Annotated in this window: 16 protein-coding genes and 3 tRNA genes; 16 read left to right on the forward strand and 3 right to left on the reverse strand. The window is 62.9% G+C overall.

All coding sequences use genetic code 11. The annotated features are described in order from the left end of the window. The 4 genes from ACYVB7_RS12610 to rimO all read left to right on the forward strand — a co-directional run bounded on the left by ACYVB7_RS12610 (position 1) and on the right by rimO (position 2,625). Positions 1-426, forward strand: coding sequence for a DNA polymerase III subunit chi (locus ACYVB7_RS12610; protein WP_460508134.1), 426 nt, complete (start codon positions 1-3; stop codon positions 424-426). A 41-nt stretch (positions 427-467) separates the two neighbouring features. After that, positions 468-544: transfer RNA gene (locus tag ACYVB7_RS12615), tRNA-Val, on the forward strand. A gap of 123 nt (positions 545-667) precedes the next feature. Continuing rightward, positions 668-1,216 carry a polyhydroxyalkanoate synthesis repressor PhaR gene (phaR, locus tag ACYVB7_RS12620; RefSeq protein WP_460508136.1) on the forward strand — a complete coding sequence of 183 codons (549 nt, stop codon included), beginning with the start codon at positions 668-670 and terminating at the stop codon, positions 1,214-1,216. A gap of 35 nt (positions 1,217-1,251) precedes the next feature. Beyond that, positions 1,252-2,625 carry a ribosomal protein S12 methylthiotransferase gene (rimO, locus tag ACYVB7_RS12625; RefSeq protein ID WP_460508138.1) on the forward strand — a complete coding sequence of 458 codons (1,374 nt, stop codon included), beginning with the start codon at positions 1,252-1,254 and terminating at the stop codon, positions 2,623-2,625. Positions 2,626-2,724: 99 nt separating this feature from the next. Here rimO and ACYVB7_RS12630 read toward each other — a convergent pair. Both ACYVB7_RS12630 and ACYVB7_RS12635 read right to left on the reverse strand, forming a co-directional pair. After that, a tRNA-Leu gene (locus tag ACYVB7_RS12630) sits at positions 2,725-2,809 on the reverse strand. Between the two features lie 116 nt (positions 2,810-2,925). Further along, positions 2,926-3,010, reverse strand: a tRNA-Leu gene (locus ACYVB7_RS12635). Between the two features lie 35 nt (positions 3,011-3,045). On the opposite strand from ACYVB7_RS12635, the gene rnr reads away from it, so the two are divergent. Then, positions 3,046-5,298: a ribonuclease R family protein gene (rnr, locus tag ACYVB7_RS12640; RefSeq protein WP_460508140.1), complete on the forward strand. Its 2,253-nt coding sequence runs from the start codon at positions 3,046-3,048 to the stop codon at positions 5,296-5,298. Positions 5,299-5,322: 24 nt separating this feature from the next. Then, entirely contained in the window at positions 5,323-5,877 is a 555-nt protein-coding gene (locus ACYVB7_RS12645; RefSeq protein WP_460508142.1) for a YggT family protein, read from the forward strand. Between the two features lie 63 nt (positions 5,878-5,940). Here the strand turns inward: ACYVB7_RS12645 and ACYVB7_RS12650 are convergent, their stop codons facing one another. Next, entirely contained in the window at positions 5,941-7,530 is a 1,590-nt protein-coding gene (locus tag ACYVB7_RS12650; protein ID WP_460508144.1) for a carbohydrate kinase family protein, read from the reverse strand. A gap of 165 nt (positions 7,531-7,695) precedes the next feature. Between ACYVB7_RS12650 and rpsB the strand changes: the two genes are divergently transcribed. The 10 genes from rpsB (at position 7,696) to ACYVB7_RS12700 (ending at position 17,790) form a co-directional block, all read left to right on the forward strand. Beyond that, positions 7,696-8,448, forward strand: a complete 753-nt coding sequence (rpsB, locus tag ACYVB7_RS12655) for a small ribosomal subunit protein uS2 (RefSeq protein WP_460508146.1) — start codon at positions 7,696-7,698, stop codon at positions 8,446-8,448. 96 nt (positions 8,449-8,544) lie between these two features. Next, on the forward strand, positions 8,545-9,441 hold the full coding sequence (gene tsf / locus ACYVB7_RS12660; RefSeq protein WP_460508147.1) for a translation elongation factor Ts: 897 nt from the start codon (positions 8,545-8,547) through the stop codon (positions 9,439-9,441). An 86-nt stretch (positions 9,442-9,527) separates the two neighbouring features. Beyond that, positions 9,528-10,238, forward strand: a complete 711-nt coding sequence (gene pyrH, locus ACYVB7_RS12665) for a uridine monophosphate kinase (protein ID WP_460508149.1) — start codon at positions 9,528-9,530, stop codon at positions 10,236-10,238. A gap of 32 nt (positions 10,239-10,270) precedes the next feature. Beyond that, positions 10,271-10,831: a ribosome-recycling factor gene (gene frr, locus ACYVB7_RS12670; protein ID WP_460508151.1), complete on the forward strand. Its 561-nt coding sequence runs from the start codon at positions 10,271-10,273 to the stop codon at positions 10,829-10,831. A 17-nt stretch (positions 10,832-10,848) separates the two neighbouring features. Further along, complete coding sequence (gene uppS, locus ACYVB7_RS12675; RefSeq protein WP_460508153.1) at positions 10,849-11,592, forward strand: undecaprenyl diphosphate synthase family protein; 744 nt, start codon at positions 10,849-10,851, stop codon at positions 11,590-11,592. Then, the gene (locus ACYVB7_RS12680; protein ID WP_460508155.1) at positions 11,586-12,413 is read left to right on the forward strand and encodes a phosphatidate cytidylyltransferase; all 828 of its coding nucleotides are present in this window, start codon (positions 11,586-11,588) and stop codon (positions 12,411-12,413) included. Before uppS ends, ACYVB7_RS12680 begins: the two co-directional genes overlap by 7 nt. Before the next feature lie 4 nt (positions 12,414-12,417). Then, positions 12,418-13,599 carry a 1-deoxy-D-xylulose-5-phosphate reductoisomerase gene (gene ispC, locus ACYVB7_RS12685; protein WP_460508157.1) on the forward strand — a complete coding sequence of 394 codons (1,182 nt, stop codon included), beginning with the start codon at positions 12,418-12,420 and terminating at the stop codon, positions 13,597-13,599. Positions 13,600-13,614: 15 nt separating this feature from the next. Continuing rightward, on the forward strand, positions 13,615-14,979 hold the full coding sequence (gene rseP / locus ACYVB7_RS12690) for an RIP metalloprotease RseP (RefSeq protein WP_460508354.1): 1,365 nt from the start codon (positions 13,615-13,617) through the stop codon (positions 14,977-14,979). A 13-nt stretch (positions 14,980-14,992) separates the two neighbouring features. Next, positions 14,993-17,284: an outer membrane protein assembly factor BamA gene (gene bamA / locus ACYVB7_RS12695; RefSeq protein WP_460508159.1), complete on the forward strand. Its 2,292-nt coding sequence runs from the start codon at positions 14,993-14,995 to the stop codon at positions 17,282-17,284. Further along, positions 17,284-17,790 carry an OmpH/Skp family outer membrane protein gene (locus ACYVB7_RS12700; protein WP_460508162.1) on the forward strand — a complete coding sequence of 169 codons (507 nt, stop codon included), beginning with the start codon at positions 17,284-17,286 and terminating at the stop codon, positions 17,788-17,790. Before bamA ends, ACYVB7_RS12700 begins: the two co-directional genes overlap by 1 nt. Positions 17,791-17,806: the final 16 nt, after the last annotated feature.

Consider the following 17,806-nt stretch of genomic DNA (forward strand, 5'->3'; position numbering starts at 1 on the left):
GTGACGCAGGTGACCTTTCACTTCAATGTGGCCGACCGCATGACCCATGCGAGCCGGGTCATGCGCAAGGCGGTGGGGCAGGGGCACTGCGTCACCTGCGTGAGCAGGCCCGCTGACGTGGGGGTGCTGGACGAGCGTTTGTGGACCCTGGCACCGCTGGCCTTCCTGCCCCATGCCACCGACGCGTCGCCCCCGCATGTGCTGCAACGCTCTCCCATCCTGCTCACCGCCCATTGGCCAGCGCAGGGCGACGTGCTGCTCAATTTGACGAACGACGTGCCCGACCGGTGCGACCAGTTTGTACGGGTGGTGGAGATCGTGTCCACGGACGGGGAGGATCGTGCCGCAGCCCGGGAGCGTTGGAAGCGGTATGTGGCCATGGGTTTGAAGCCCGTGGGCCACGATTTTGCGGCGGCGGGTGACTGAGTGCGATATTTCGGTGTATACTGCTAGCTTCGAATCGCAGTAGGCGCGTAGCTCAGTTGGTTAGAGCACCACCTTGACATGGTGGGGGTCGTTGGTTCGAATCCAATCGCGCCTACCATTTCCTTTGCCAAGCGGTTCCTGGTTGGTCGCCCTCTCAGTAACGGGTAGCGCACACCCAGGGTGTGGCTTGAGTGCTGGAAGTGGAGGCCGGTCGCGTGGCAGCTGCCATCCGTCGAACGCCGTGCACAAATCCAAACCCTCTGATGCACCTCTCCCCAGCGGGACCCGGGTCATCAAAAAATACCCCAATCGCCGTCTGTACGACACAGACACGTCGACGTACATCACACTGGCTGAAGTCAAAGACTTGGTCATGAAGATGTCGCCCTTCGTGGTGCTGGATGCCAAGACGGGGGATGACCTCACGCGCAGCATCCTGTTGCAAATCATCCTCGAAGAGGAGACGGCGGGTGCTCCCCTGTTTTCCGAGCAGATCCTGGCCAACATCATTCGCTTTTATGGCCATGCGCTGCAGGGCTTTGTCGGGGCGCACCTCGAAAAGAACATGCAGTTGTTCATGGACATGCAGCAAAAAGTGGCCGCCCAGCCGGGCAAGGTCGTCAGCCCGGATGCCTGGGGTCAGCTGTTCAGTGCCCAGAACCCCGCCATGCAGGCATTGATGGGCAACTACATGGAGCAATCCCGTGCGGCCATGGACCAGTTGCAGGAACAGCTGCAACGCAACAGTGAGCAGATGCTCAACGTCATGGGCTTTCGTCGCCCCAATTGAGACCCGGTGGCCGCAAGGTGCCCGGGGTGAAACACATGTCCGAAACCGCAGGGCTTGCGCCCAAGGTGGGGTTCGTCAGCCTCGGATGCCCGAAGGCGCTGACCGATTCCGAACTCATCCTCACCCAACTCAGTGCCGAGGGATATCAAACGTCCAAGACCTTTGAGGGGGCGGACATCGTCATCGTCAACACCTGTGGCTTCATCGACGATGCGGTCAAGGAGAGCCTGGACACCATTTCCGAGGCGTTGGCGGCCAATGGCAAGGTCATCGTGACCGGTTGCCTGGGGGCGCGGCAGTCCGAATCGGGTGGCAACCTGGTGTCGGAGTTGCATCCGTCGGTGTTGGCGGTCACGGGGCCACACGCCACGCATGAGGTGATGGAGGCGGTGCATCAGCACCTGCCCAAGCCGCACGATCCGTTTGTGGATCTGGTTCCTGCGCAGGGCATCAAGCTCACGCCGCGCCATTACGCGTACTTGAAAATCAGCGAGGGCTGCAATCACCACTGCACCTTCTGCATCATTCCGTCCATGCGGGGTGGCTTGGTGAGTCGGCCTGTGGGTGACGTGCTGAACGAGGCGGCCAAGCTGTTCCAGGCGGGTGTGAAGGAGTTGCTGGTCATCAGCCAGGACACCTCGGCCTATGGGGTGGATGTGCAGTACCGCACCGGGTTCTGGAATGGCCGTCCCGTCAAAACCCGTATGCTGGATTTGGTGCGCGAACTGGGTGTGTTGGCCCGTGAGCATGGGGCCTGGGTTCGCTTGCATTACGTCTATCCCTATCCTCATGTGGATGAGGTGCTGCCATTGATGGCTGAAGGGCTGGTGCTGCCTTACCTGGATGTGCCGTTGCAGCACAGCCACCCGGAGGTGTTGCGGCGCATGAAGCGTCCTGCCAGTGGCGAAAAGAACCTGGAGCGCATCCAAAAATGGCGTGAGCTCTGTCCCGAGTTGGTGATTCGCAGCACCTTCATTGCGGGCTTTCCTGGCGAGACCGAAGAGGAATTTGCCCACCTGTTGGACTTTGTTCGCGAGGCCGGGTTGGATCGTGTGGGTTGTTTTGCTTACTCACCTGTGGAAGGTGCGATGGCCAATCAGCTGTCTGGTGCCTTGCCCGAGGACGTGCGTGAGGAGCGCCGGGCGCGCTTCATGGCGGTTGCGGAGCAGGTGTCGGTGGAGCGTTTGCACCGACGGGTGGGGTCCACCATGAAGGTGTTGGTGGATTCGGCTCAGTCGATGGGGCGCAAGGGCGGGCTGGGGCGCACGTATGCTGATGCCCCTGAAATTGACGGCGTTGTGCGCCTGTTGCCGCCGCAGAAGATCAGCAAAACCTTCAAGGTCGGGGATTTCACCTCGGTCCACATCACCGGGGTTGATGGGCATGACCTGATCGGGCTGCCCGTTTGAGATTGCTGCACACGCCTTGGGTTTCAGGGGTGTGCAGCCCTTTGAGGGCTTTGAGCAAACAAAAAAGCCTGCAATCGGGTGATTGCAGGCTTTCGGATTTGGTGCCCAGGAGAGGACTCGAACCTCCACGCCTCTCAGCGCTAGTACCTGAAACTAGTGCGTCTACCAATTCCGCCACCTGGGCATTTCAGGAATACGAGAATTATAGCAGCAAAAATGGTGGCGAAGATCGTTGCATCGTGCTGCCTGAATTCTCTGAAGAAAAAAGCCTGTCATTTTGCAATGACAGGCTCTTAAACTTGGTGCCCAGGAGAGGACTCGAACCTCCACGCCTCTCAGCGCTAGTACCTGAAACTAGTGCGTCTACCAATTCCGCCACCTGGGCATTTCAGGAAAAACGTTAGTATAACATCAGAAACAATGACACAACAAAAAAACTACCTGGATGAAGTGACGGGCACCGTGCTCGGTCACCGAGATGGTCACGGTTTTGTGACCCGCGATGACGGTGCGCCGGACATCTATCTGCCCCCCAACGAAATGCGTGCGGTGCTGCATCAGGATCGGGTCAAGGCCCGCATCGTGCGCAGTGACCGACGTGGCCGCCCTGAAGGGCGTGTCACCGAGATCCTGGATCGATCCAAGAAACCCATCATCGGGCGCCTGCTCCAAGAAGGTGGGGCGTGGCTGGTGGCACCTGAAGACAAACGTTACGGACAAGATGTCCTGGTGCCCAAGGGCGCACTGTCCAAGGCCAAGGCGGGGCAGGTGGTGGTGGTCGAGCTGACCGAGCCGCCCGCACTGTATGGCCAGCCCGTCGGCCGAGTGGTCGAGGTGCTGGGGGAGGTGGATGACCCGGGCATGGAGATTGAAATTGCGGTGCGCAAATACGGGGTGCCGCATGTGTTCTCCGAATCGACCTTGGGCGCAGCGCGGGCGTTGCCCGACTCGGTGCAACCCGAAGATCGGCTGAACCGGGTGGATTTGCGCGATGTGCCTCTGGTGACCATTGACGGGGAAGACGCCCGTGACTTTGACGATGCCGTGTTTGCCCAGTCTGCCCGTGTGGGGCGGGGCAAGGGGTGGCGTCTGTTGGTGGCCATTGCCGACGTCAGCCACTATGTGCAAAACGGTTCGGCCATCGACGTCGATGCCTACGACCGTGCCACCAGCGTGTACTTTCCGCGGCGCGTCATCCCCATGCTGCCGGAAAAGCTGTCCAACGGCTTGTGCTCACTGAACCCCGACGTCGAGCGACTGTGCATGGTGTGTGACATGCTGGTCACCGCGACAGGCGATGTCCATGCCTACCAGTTCTACCCGGCGGTCATGTTCAGCCATGCCCGTTTCACCTACACCGAGGTGGCGGCCATCCTGTCCAACACGCGGGGGCCGGAGGCGGCGCAGCGCAAGGCGCTGGTGCCGCATTTGCTGGACCTGCAAGACGTGTACCGGGCTCTTTTGGGGGCTCGACAGCGGCGGGGTGCGGTGGATTTCGACACCACCGAGACGCAAATCGTCTGCGACGAGTCCGGGCGCATCGAGCGCATCGTGGCCCGGGTGCGCAACGAGGCGCACCGGCTGATCGAAGAAGCCATGCTGGCGGCCAACGTGTGCTCGGCCGAGTTCATTGCGCAGTCCAAACACCAGGGCTTGTTCCGGGTGCACGAAGGCCCCACCCCCGAAAAACTGGAAACCCTGCGCGCCTTCCTCAAATCGGTGGGTGTGCAGGCGTCCCTGAGCGATCAACCCAAGCCGGGTGAGTTTCAGCACATTGCCCTCAGCACCCGGGATCGGCCTGATGCACCACAGATCCACACCATGCTGTTGCGCTCCATGCAGCAGGCCATCTACAGCCCCCACAACAGTGGACACTTCGGCTTGGCCTTTGAGGCGTACACGCACTTCACCAGCCCCATCCGGCGTTACCCGGATTTGTTGGTCCATCGGGTGATCAAGGCCATTCTGGCGAGTTCGACCTATCGGTTGCCGGTCTTGCCGGTGCCGGGGGAGCATCACCAGAAGTTGAGCCGCAAGGTTGCTTCCAAGTCGGCAGACGCAACGCACAAGTCCACCCAGCGTGTGTCGGGGGAGGTGCTGGGGTGGGAGGCTGCGGGCTTGCATTGCAGTGCCAACGAGCGTCGGGCCGACGAGGCCAGCCGCGATGTCGAGGCGTGGCTGAAGTGCCGCTACATGCGTGAGCACCTGGGTGAGGAGTTCAGTGGTGTGGTGTCGGCGGTGACCAGTTTTGGTGTGTTTGTCACGCTGGATGCCATGTACGTCGAAGGTCTGGTCCACATCACCGAACTGGGTGGCGAGTACTTCCGCTACGAGGAGGCCCGCCAGGAGCTGCGGGGTGAGCGCACGGGCATTCGCTACCAGTTGGGCAGCCGCGTGCAGGTGCAGGTGAGCCGGGTGGACCTGGATGGGCGGCGGATCGACTTCCGGTTGGTTCGCGAGCAAGACGATGCTTGGGCATCGGCCCGCCGTGACAAGCAAGGGCAGGGCGGCAAGCCCACGCGTCGAGTGGCGGCAGAGGGGGGTGAGGCGGTGCCCGAAGAGCCGTTTTCCCCGCGCAATGGGGCGAAACGGGCAGACAAGAAAACGTCTTCCCGGTCGCCCTCACGGGCGGGTGGGGCGGCATCGGGCAAGTCGCGCAAACGCAAGGGCTGAAGCCATGACCTGTGGAGTCGGTGCATGAATGTGTTGATGTTTTTGCTGGATCTGGTGTTTCTGGTGCTGGTGGGCGCGTGTTTGTTGCGTGCGTGGCTCAACCACGCCCGCATCAGCATGGCGCAGCAACCCGGGCCTTTCATCCTGGCGGTGAGCGGTTGGCTGGTCATGCCGCTGCGGCGTTTGCTGCCTCCCGCTTGGCAACGCTCGCGCTGGGACGTGGCCAGCATGGTGGCGGCGGTGCTGTTGGTTCTGGTGCAAGCCATCCTGTGGCAGTGGATCCTGAGCATGGGGATGGGTGTCCATGGCCTGGATGTGTCACTGGTCTGGGTCACCACGGTGTGGTTGGCGTTCAAGCTGTTGCTGGTGACGGCCCTGCGGTTGTTGATGTACCTGGTGCTGGCCCACGCGGTGTTGTCCTGGGTTCAGCCGTATTCACCCGTGCAGGGGTGGCTCAGCCGCCTGTTGATGCCCTGGTTGGCCCCGCTGCGGCGGATCATTCCGCCCGTGGGCGGCGTGGACCTGTCGGGGCTGGTGCTGCTGGTGCTGATTCAGGTGGCGTTGATGCTGATTGGGTGAGGCGCTCGCCGGTTGATGCGTCCCCGCCTTCCATGCGGGCGGGGCAGGGTGGCTCCTTGCGGCTCACGGGGCGAGGGCTTGCGCCAGTGCGCTGGCTGTGAGGTGTTGGGTCGAAGGCCACGCGTCGGCCACTTGGCCGTGCAGCGCCACCGCGTGAACAGCGGCTTGTGCCGCTGCGGCCCGTGCAGCGTCGGGGGTGGTCGCTCCGTGCAAGGTGCGCGCAAGCAAGGCCCCCAGCAAGCCTGCAAGAACATCGCCAGTGCCTGCGGTGGCCAGCTTGCCGTTGCCCGTGCCATTGATGCAGGGCATTTGCCCAGGGGCGGCCACCACGGTGCCGCTGCCCTTGAGCACACAGACGCACCCCCAGCGTTCGGCCAGGGTTTGTGCGGCTTCCAACCGTTGGTTTTGCACTTGGCTTGTGGTGGTGCTCAGCAGTCGGGCGGCTTCCAGGGGGTGTGGGGTGATCACCGTGACCGCCGCCCCTTGAAGGCCGCGTTGCACCAGCGCGGTCTGCAGTGAAGGTTGCTGGCTGAGGTGGTTGAGGGCGTCGGCATCCAGCACCAAGGGGTGGAGGCTGGACAGTGCCACCGCCAGCCAGGGCTTGATGTGCTCGCCCCCGCCGCACCCCACCACCCACACGCCCGCAGGCAAGCCGTGGCGGGTGGCGTGGGGCAGGTCCAGGTGGCGAAACATCAACTCGGGCTGGCCGGGGTCCACAGTGTGCTGGTTGTCGGGGTCCAGCGGGGCCACATACACCCGGCCCGCGCCACCCTGCAGGGCAGCGCGGGCCGCCAGCAGCGCGGCGCCCAGCATGTGGGCGCCCCCGCGTTCGCATTGGCCGCCCAGCACCCACACATCACCGCCCGTGCCCTTGTGGGAGGCATGACGTGGTAGGTGCTGTGTTGGGGTTGCTGCTGGGGGCATCCACCGTGCGCATGGCCTGACCTCTGTGGAGTCGGAGGCGCTGGAGGGTGTCACCCCCAGGTCGTCCCACCAAACCTCGCCCGCCAAATCTTGCCCGTGGTTCGTGAAGAGCCCAGGCTTGAGCGTCAAAAATGTCAAGCAAAAAATGCTTGTGGCGCTTTCATTGATTGGCATTTCAGCTATGGTTATTGAACCACGAAAGGCATCCAGATCGCTGGGCGTGTCCACACACAGCAGGGTGTCACCGACCTGGCGAATGCGCCTGAGCGCTTGCGTCAAACCGTGCGGGTCGGCAGGAGAGGGCGCGCGCGCCTGGTTGGACAGGCCGAGCAGCGCATCAATCACCAGGTCGCAGTGTTCCGGCGGGGCATCGGACAGTTGGACGCCGGCCGCTCGGGCCTGGTCGAGGGCCCAGCGGGCGTCGGGCGGCAAGCGCTCGGGGCGGGCGTGCAAGGTCACGGTGAGCTGGCCGCCCTTGGCCTGCATCCACGCCTGCAGCAGCGCAGCGGCCATCAAGCCATCGCCGCCGTTGTTGCCGGGGCCGCAGGCAATCCAGATGTGGCGTGCATGCGGGGCCACGGCCCGCGCCATGTCGGCCACGGATTGGCCTGCACGTTGCATCAGCGTGTGAGGGGGCAGGCCCTGCGTGGCAAGCTGTTCCATGTGCCGGGTGGCAGCGGCGTCGAACAGGGGCAGGGGCTCGGTGCAGGCGGTGACCCGGATTCTCATGGGTTTGACTTGGTATACTCGTGGGGTTTTGCTGTTGGCACATGGTGTGCTTGGAGCAGAACAATCGCAGGCCAGACACATCAGGTGCCTGAACCGCAGGGTTTACACATTCTCTGCGCTTCGGGTCAGTTCTGGCTTCAGACCCAACCTCAGAAAGACCTCATCATGGCAGTCTCCATGCGCGAAATGCTGGAAGCCGGTGTCCACTTCGGTCACCAAACCCGCTTCTGGAACCCCAAGATGGCCCCGTACATCTTCGGTCATCGCAACAAGATTCACATCGTCAACCTCGAAAAGACGTTGCCGATGTTCGAAGACGCCCAAAAGTTCGTTCGTCAGTTGGTCGCCAATCGCGGCACCATCCTGATGGTCGGCACCAAGCGTCAATCCCGTGACATCCTGGTGGCCGAAGCCACCCGTGCTGGCGTGCCTTACGTCAGCACCCGTTGGTTGGGCGGCATGCTCACCAACTTCAAGACCGTCAAGACCTCCATCAAGCGCCTGAAGGACATGCAAGCCCAGCAGGAAGCCGGTCTGGACAGCATGAGCAAGAAAGAACAGCTCATGTTCAGCCGCGAGATGGAAAAGCTGGAAAAAGACATCGGCGGCATCCAGGACATGGCCGCTCTGCCTGACGCCATCTTCGTGATCGACGTGGGTTTCCACAAGATCGCCGTGGCCGAAGCCAAGAAGCTGGGCATTCCGCTGGTGGGCGTGGTGGACACCAACCACTCTCCCGAAGGCATCGACTACGTCATCCCCGGCAACGACGACTCCGCCAAGGCCGTGGAACTGTACGCACGTGGCATCGCCGACGCCATCCTGGAAGGCCGTGCCAACGCCGTGAACGATGTGGTCAAGGCCGTGTCGGGTGACAGCGACGAGTTCGTCGAAGTCAACGAAGAATCCGCCGCCTGAGGCCGGTTCCCGTCATGCAAGGGGGCTCGCTGAGCCCCTTTTTTTCAATCAAATCGGGTGACGCCTGTGCGTTCACCCTTGTCTCTGGAGAGAAAAATGGCAACTATCACCGCAAGCATGGTCGCTGAACTGCGCGCCAAGACCGACGCCCCCATGATGGAGTGCAAGAAGGCCCTGACCGAGGCCGATGGCGATCTGGCAAAGGCTGAAGAGATCCTGCGTGTCAAGCTGGGCACCAAGGCTGGCAAGGCTGCTTCCCGCGTGACCGCCGAAGGCGTGGTCGCCAGCTTCATCGAAGGCACCACGGGTGCCATGATCGAAGTCAACTGCGAAACCGACTTCGTCACCAAGAACGACAGCTTCCTGGCCCTGGCCAAGGCCGCCGCCGAGCTGGCCGCCAAGAACAGCCCCGAGTCCATCGAAGCCCTGGGCGCCCTGGCCTACAGCCAAGACGGCTTCGGCCCCACCCTGGAAGAAGTGCGCAAGGGCCTGATCGGCAAGATCGGCGAGAACATGAGCTTCCGCCGCTTCAAGCGTTACAGCGGTGCTTCCAAGCTGGTGTCCTACCTGCACGGCACCCGCATCGGCGTGGTTGTGGAGTTCGACGGTGACGAAACCGCCGCCAAGGACACCGCCATGCACATCGCTGCCATGAAGCCCGTGTCGCTGTCCAGCGCCGACGTGCCTGCTGACCTGATCGCCAAGGAGCGTTCCGTGGCCGAGCAAAAGGCTGCCGAATCCGGCAAGCCCGCCGACATCGTGGCCAAGATGGTCGAAGGCTCCGTTCAGAAGTACCTGAAGGAAGTCTCTCTGCTGGACCAGGTGTTCGTGAAGGCCGCCGACGGCAAGCAGACCGTGGGCCAGTACCTCAAAGCCGCCAACACCACCGTCAAGGGCTTCGCCCTGTACGTGGTGGGCGAAGGCATCGAGAAGAAGGTGGACGACTTCGCCGCTGAAGTCGCCGCCCAAGTGGCTGCTGCCAAGGGCGCCTGATCGGCCCTTTCCCTGTTCCGCCGGTGCCTGAAGGCCCGGCGGGATCGTGTAAATTCAGATTTCTCCGCACCCAAACCCGCCGACACATGCCCGCCTACAAACGCATCCTCCTCAAACTTTCTGGTGAAGCCCTGATGGGTGACGATGCCTTTGGCATCAACCGGGCCACCATCGTCCGCATGGTGGAAGAGATTGCGGATGTGACCCGTCTGGGCGTTGAAGTGGCGGTGGTCATCGGCGGTGGCAACATCTTCCGCGGGGTGGCGGGTGGTTCCGTGGGCATGGACCGTGCCACGGCCGATTACATGGGCATGCTCGCCACGGTCATGAACTCTCTGGCGCTGGGCGACACCATGGAAAAAGCGGGCCTGGTGGCCCGGGTGATGTCGGCCATTGCCATTGAGCAGGTGGTGGAGCCCTATGTCCGCCCCAAAGCCTTGCAGTACCTCGAAGAGGGCAAGGTGGTGATTTTTGCCGCAGGCACCGGCAACCCGTTCTTCACGACCGACACCGCCGCCGCATTGCGCGGGGCCGAGATCGGCGCTGAAATCGTCCTCAAGGCCACCAAGGTGGATGGGGTGTACACCGCCGATCCCAAGAAGGATCCCTCGGCCACGCGGTACGCCACCATCACCTTCGACGAGGCCATGGCCAAGAATTTGCAGGTCATGGACGCCACGGCGTTCGCGCTGTGCCGTGACCAGAAGCTGCCCATCAAGGTGTTCAGCATTTTCAAGCACGGTGCCTTGCGCCGTGTGGTGTTGGGGGCCGATGAAGGCACCCTGGTTCACGTCTGAACCGTTTTGTTTTTGTACCTCAAGGTGACCGCATGAGCATCGCAGACATCAAGTCCACCATCGAGCACAAGATGCAACAGTCGGTGGAGGCGTTCAAGAACAGCCTGACCAAGATCCGCACCGGACGAGCCAACCCGGCCATCCTGGACACCGTGCACGTCGATTACTACGGCTCCATGCTGCCCCTGTCGCAAGTGGCGAACCTGTCGCTGCTGGACGCCCGCACCATCGGTGTGGCGCCCTGGGAAAAAGGCATGGGGGCCAAGATCGAAAAGGCCATCCGCGAGTCCGATCTGGGCCTGAACCCCGCCAGCCAGGGCGACCTGATCCGCGTGCCGCTGCCCCCCATGACGGAAGAGCGCCGCAAGGAACTGACCAAGGTGGTCCGTGGCGAAGGCGAGGGCGCCAAGGTGGCCATCCGCAACCTGCGCCGCGACGCCAACGAATCGGTCAAGAAACTGGTCAAGGACAAGCTGGCATCGGAAGACGACGAGCGTCGTGCCGAAACCGACATTCAAAAGATGACCGACCGCTACATCGCGGACGTTGACAAACTGGTGTCCGGCAAGGAAGCCGACATCATGGCCGTCTGACCCGGGCGACAGTTCGGGTGGCCGATTCCACTGCGCCCCAGCCGGGGCACATTGCCATCGTCATGGATGGCAATGGCCGTTGGGCCAAGAAGCGTTTCCTGCCCCGGGTGGCCGGGCACAAACAAGGGGTTGAAGCCCTGCGCCGCACGGTGCAGGCGTGCCTGGACCGCAACATCCGTGTGTTGACGGTGTTTGCGTTTTCGTCCGAGAACTGGTCCCGCCCTGCAGACGAGGTGTCGGGCCTCATGGACCTGATGGCGCTGGCCCTCACGCGCGAAGTCCCCAGTCTGCATGAGCGGGGCGTCCAAATCCATTTTCCCGGTGACCGTTCCTGTTTGTCGGCCAAGGTGGCCCAAGGGCTGTTGGATGCCGAACGTCTGACCGCGGGCAACCAGCGCCTGGTGCTCAACGTCTGTTTCAACTACGGTGGGCGGTGGGACATTTGCCAGGCGGCCGAGCGCTTGCGGCAGGCGGGTACGCCCATCACCGACGCATCCCTGGCCTCGGCCCTGTCCTTGGCCCATGTGGCCGACCCCGATCTGTTCATCCGCACCGGGGGGGAGTTGCGCATCAGCAATTTCCTGATCTGGCAGATGGCCTACACCGAGCTGGTGTTCTCCGACGTGCTGTGGCCTGACTTCAACGGGGATCATCTGGATCAGGCCATTGCCACCTTTCAGCAGCGCGAGCGCCGCTTTGGCAAGACCTCCGAGCAAGTGGCCCCTTGCAAACCCGGCGACGGAGGGCGCGGCACATGCTGAAGACACGCATCATCACCGCGCTGGTGCTGCTGGCCATTGTGCTGCCAGCCCTGTTTGCGCCGTCCGCCTTGCCATTCACGCTGCTGGCCGGGGTGTTTGTCACCGCAGGCGTGTGGGAGTGGGGGCGTTTGAACGGCCTCGGCCAAGCTGCGGCGTTGTTCATGGCCGCCGTCGTGGGCATGGTGTTGATGTTGGCCTGGGGCTTGCAGCTGACCGCGCTGCCCGGATGGGTCTGGTGGCTGGCCTCGGTCGTGTGGGTGCTGGGCGGTGCGTGGTTGTTGCGTCAAGGTGTGGCCGGTTGGGGGCGTTTGCCTCAAGCCCTGCGCCTGGTGCTGGGCTGTGTGATGCTGGCCTTGGTTTGGGTTGTTTTGGGGCTCCAGCGCTCTATTGGAAACAACTCTTTGCTCTCGATTTTTTTCCTGGTGTGGGCGGCTGACGTGTTTGCCTATTTCGGGGGCAAGACCTTTGGGCGGCGCAAGTTGGCGCCGTCCATCAGTCCCGGCAAGAGCTGGGAAGGGGCCTTCACCGGTGCCTTGGGTGTGTTGTTGGTGGCGGCGGTGTGGGTGGCGGTGGATGCCCGCATCCAACCCGAGGCCCCCAGCCTGTACACCGTGCTGTACCAGCGTTATGACCTGTGGGCCGCGCTGCCTTTGCTGGGGCTGAGCGCCATGAGCGTGGTGGGTGACCTGGTCGAGTCCCTGGTCAAGCGCAGTGCCGACATGAAAGACTCCAGCCAGTTGCTGCCCGGGCACGGCGGCGTGTTGGACCGGGTGGACGCGCTGTTGCCCGTTCTGCCCTTGACCATGTGTTTCCTGGGGTGAGGCTTTGAACCGTCTTCAAGTGTGTGTATTGGGGGCCACAGGCTCCATCGGGCAGAACACGCTCGATGTGTTGTCCCGTCACCCCGACCGTTTTGCGGTGTTTGCGTTGACCGCATCCACCCAGGTGGATGTGTTGCTGGGGCAGATTCAGGCGTTTCGTCCGGTGTACGCCGTGATGGCCAGCGAGCCGCATGCCGCCGAACTGGCCCGACGTGTGGCCGACCTGGGCTTGCCCACACGGGTGCTGGCCGGTGCCCAGGCCTTGTGCGAGGTGGCCGCTGACGAGCGTGTGGACGCGGTGATGGCCGCCATCGTGGGCGCCGCCGGTTTGCCGCCCTGCATGGCCGCGGCCCGTGCGGGCAAGCGCCTGCTGCTGGCCAACAAGGAAGCCCTGGTGGTGGGTGGCAGCTTTTTCATGGCCGCTGTACAGGCGGGCGGGGCGACGCTGCTGCCCATCGACAGCGAGCACTCCGCGGTGTTCCAGTCCTTGCCCGAAGACCGCAACACCTGGCCTGGCCGTATCCGCAAGATCATCCTCACCGCGTCAGGGGGGCCGTTTCGCCAGCGCGACCCGGCCACCCTGCACAGCGTGACGCCAGAGCAGGCCTGCGCCCACCCCAATTGGGTGATGGGGCGAAAGATCTCGGTGGACTCCGCCACCATGATGAACAAGGCGCTGGAGGTCATCGAGGCGCGTTACCTGTTTGGCGTGGCTCCATCCCAGATCGAGGTGGTGATCCACCCGCAGAGCGTGATTCACTCCATGGTGGAGTACCACGATGCCTCGGTGGTGGCCCAGCTGGGCACGCCCGACATGCGGGTGCCCATCGCCTACGGATTGTCGTGGCCGGATCGCATGCATTCCGGGGCTTCTGCGCTTGATTTCAAAGCGCTGAATGCTCTTACTTTTGAAGCGCCTGATGCCTCCCGCTTTCCGGGGCTGCCGCTCGCTTGGCAGGCCTTGAACGCGGGCGAGGGCCACACGGCGGTGCTGAATGCCGCCAATGAAGTGGCGGTGGATGCGTTCTTGAACGGGCGCATCCGGTTTGATCAGATTGCGGTCCTCAACGCCGAGGCCTTGGCTCACATCACGGTGGGCACGCCCAGCCAACTGGACGATGTGCTGGAACTGGACCGCACCACCCGGGTCTGGGCCCAGGCGTGGGTGGTCCACGCGACTCGTTGACGGTTGCCCATGGGATTGTTGTCCACCCTGATGGCGTTTGTGGTTGGCCTCGGCCTGCTGATCGGTGTGCACGAGTACGGCCATTTCCGGGCTGCGCTGGCGTGCAAGGTCAAGGTGCTGCGCTTTGCCATTGGCATGGGGCCGGTGTTGTGGTTGTGGCGCTCACCTCGCACCGGCATCGAATACGCCTTGTCGGCATTGCCGCTGGGCGGTTACGTGCGCATGCTCGACGAGCGCGAAGCCCCGGTGGATGCCGCCCAACGCCACCAGGCATTCAACACCCAGCCGCTGGTCAAGCGCGCGTTCATTGTGGCCGCTGGGCCAATGGCCAACTTCGGCCTGGCCATCCTGCTGTACACGGGGGTGCACTGGTGGGGCTTGTCGCAGACCCAGCCTGTGTTGGCCACTCCGGCTGCGGAGTCCGCTGCCGATCGGGCGGGCGTGCTGGGTGGCGACCGGGTGAAGGCCCTGCGCTGGGACGATCAGCCCGGCGTGGCGGTGCAGACGTATGAAGACCTGGGCTGGCAGCTCACCCGCATCGCCCTGGAGGGCGGAGACCACACCGTGGTGCTGGAGGTTGAGCGCCCTGGCGGGCGCGAGGAAGAACGCCTGCTGCGTGTCAGCAGCCTGGGGGTCGATGACGCCAACCATGCCCTGCGCCTGTGGGGATTCACCGGCCCGATGACCGATCCCGTCATCACCAAGGTCCAGCCGGGTGACCCGGCGGAGCGGGGCGGCCTGAGGGCCGGGGACCGCGTGCTCAGCGTCGATGGCCATGCCATGGCCGACGGGCAGCAACTGCGGTCGTTCATCGCCGCCAGTGCCCGGCATGGCGCACCCGCTGTGCAACTCTGGTCGGTGCAGCGTGGTGCACACGTCATCCAGTTGCAGGTTCAGCCTGCACTGGAGCAGCGGCAGGGCCAACCCGTGGGGCGGGTGGGGGCCTACATCGGCTCTCCGCCGCTGCAAGTGGTGGTCGATCGGTCGGTGCTGGGGGCCTTGGGCATTGCGCTGGAGAAAACCTGGGAGGTTTCGGGCATGAGCCTGTCGGTCATGGGCAAGATGCTGATTGGCCAGGCCTCGCTGCAAAACCTCAGCGGCCCCCTCACCATTGCCGACTATGCCGGTCGCTCTGCCGATGCCGGCGGCGTGCCTTACCTGTTGTTTCTGGCCCTGATCAGCGTCAGCCTGGGGGTGCTCAACCTGTTGCCCCTGCCCATGCTCGATGGCGGGCATTTGATGTATTACATTTACGAAGGCATGGTGGGCCGCCCCGTGTCCGACCGCTGGCAGGAAAGACTGCAGCGGGGTGGTGTGGCGGTTCTGGTGGGCTTGATGTCCATTGCCCTGTACAACGATCTGGCCCGTCTGCTGGGCTGATGCTTCCCCGCACATGAAACAAAAACCTCTATCCAACCGTGGCCTGGCAACCGCACTGGCTGCTTTGGTGGTGACACTGCCCGCATGGGCGGTGGAGCCTTTCGCCTTGCGTGACATTCGCATCGAAGGTCTTCAGCGCGTCGAGCCGGGCACGGTCTTTGCCTCCTTGCCTTTTCGCGTGGGGGACACCTACAGCGACGACCGGGGTGCCGCCGCCATTCGGGCCTTGTTTGGCCTGGGCCTGTTCAAGGACGTTCGGGTTGAAGTGAATGGCGATGTGGTGGTGGTGGTGGTGGAAGAACGGCCCACCATTGCCGACATCGGGTTTTCGGGCGTCAAGGAATTTGACAAAGAGGTGCTGGTCAAGGCCCTGCGCGATGTGGGCCTGACCGAGGCCCGCCCCTTTGACAAAGCCCTGGCCGACCGGGCCGAGCAGGAGCTCAAGCGCCAGTACCTGAACCGCAGCATGTACGGGGCCCAGGTGGTGACCACCGTGACCCCCATCGAGCGCAACCGGGTCAACCTCAATTTCACGGTGACCGAAGGCGATGTGGCCAAGATTCGCGAGCTGCGCATCGTGGGCAATTCAGCCTTCAGCGAGTCCACCCTGCGGGATCTGTTCGACTTGGACACGGGCGGCTGGCTGTCGTGGTACACCAAGTCCGATCGGTATTCCCGTGCCAAGCTGGCCGCCGATCTGGAAACCCTGCGCTCCTACTACCTGAGTCGGGGTTACCTGGAGTTCAACATCGAATCCACCCAGGTGGCCTTGTCTCCCGACAAGGAAGAGATGTCCATCACCATCAACGTGTCCGAGGGCAACCGCTATGTGGTGTCGTCGGTGAAGTTGGAGGGGGACTACCTCGACAAGGAAGACGACTTCAAGTCCATGATCACCGTCAAGGCCGGGGAAGCCTACAACGCCGATCGCGTGACCGAAACCACCAAGGCGTTTTCCGACTACTTCGGCAAGTTCGGCTTTGCCTTCGCCCGCGTGGAAGCGGTGCCGCAGATCGACCGGGTCAACAACCGTGTGGACTTGGTGATCCAGGCCCAGCCTTCCCGCCGTGCCTATGTGCGTCGCATCAATGTGGCCGGCAACAACCGCACCCGCGACGAAGTGATCCGCCGCGAGTTCCGCCAGTTCGAGGCCGCGTGGTATGACAGCGACCGCATCAAACTGTCCCGCGACCGTGTGGACCGCTTGGGCTTTTTCACCCAGGTGGGCATTGACACGCAAGACGTGGCAGGCGCCCCCGATCAGGTGGACTTGCTGGTCACGGTGGCCGAAAAGCCCACAGGCAACCTGTCGTTGGGGCTGGGCTACTCCCAGTCTGAAAAGCTGTCGTTCATTGGCGGCATCAAGCAGGAAAACGTCTTTGGCACCGGCAACTACCTGGGCCTGGACCTGAACACCAGCAAGTTCAACCGCCAGGTGTCGGTGACCACCACCGACCCCTACTTCACGCAAGATGGCATTTCCCGCACGGTGGACGTGTTCTACAAGACCACCCGGCCCTACACCCAGCAGGGGGGTGACTACCAACTGATCACCCCTGGGGTGAACATCCGTTTCGGCATTCCGTTCACCGAAACCGACACGGTGTTTTTCGGTGCCGGGGTGGAATCCACCAAGATCGTGTCCGGCACCAGCATGCCCGCGGCCTACCTGGAATTTGCACGCCAGTACGGGGTGCGCAGCACCTCGGTGCCCTTGACCGTGGGTTGGACCCGAGACGACCGCGACAGCGCCCTGGTGCCCACGTCGGGCCGCATGCAAAAGGTGCAAACCGAATGGGGCATTGCTGCCGACACCCGCTACCTGCGGGCCAACTACCAATTCCAGCAGTACATTCCGTTGAACAAGCAGTTCACGCTGGCCTTCAACACCGAGTTGGGGTGGGGCAAGGGTTTGGGCGGGCGCCCGTTCCCGGTGTTCAAGAACTTTTTTGGTGGTGGCTTGGGCTCGGTCCGGGGTTTCGAACAGGGCACGCTGGGTTCGCGTGACATCACCGGGGCGTTCATCGGTGGCCCCAAGAAAATTGGGTTCAATGCCGAACTGCTGGCCCCATTCCCCGGGGCGGGCAATGACCGCACACTGCGTCTGTTCGGTTTCTTCGATGTCGGTAACGTCTATGGCGAGACCGAAAAGGTGGATTTCAAGCTGATGCGCTCATCTGTGGGCTTTGGCTTGAGCTGGTTGTCTCCGGTCGGTCCGCTGCGAATTGCCTTTGCCAACCCGATCCGCAAATTTGCGGGCGATAAAATCCAAAAAGTCCAGTTTCAAATCGGTACCTCGTTCTGATGAAATCCACTCTGCGTCAAACTGCTGTTGCAATCGCCCTCGGTCTGAGCCTGGCCACATCGTGGGCCCAAGACTTCAAGATCGGTTTTGTGAACACCGACCGGATCTTCCGCGAGTCCAACCCCGCCAAGGATGCCCAGGCCAAGTTGGAGCGCGAGTTCTCCAAGCGTGAAAAAGAGCTGGACGACCAAGGCGCCCAGCTCAAGACCGCTGGCGACAAGTTCGAGCGCGAAGGCCCCACGCTGTCGGAAACCCAGCGCACCACCCGCCAGCGCCAGCTGATGGAGCAGGACCGTGACTACCGCCGCCGTCGCACCGAGTTCCAGGAAGACCTGGCTCAGCGCAAGAACGAAGAGCTGCAACAGGTCATCGAGCGCGCCAACAAGGTCATCAAACAGGTGGCCGAAAACGAAAAGTACGACCTGATCCTGCAAGAGGCTGTGTACATCAGCCCCAAGCACGACATCACCGACAAGGTGCTGAAGGTCATCAACACCGCCAAGTGACCGGGTGATGCCCGGG

Source organism: Hydrogenophaga soli (assembly GCF_054777695.1).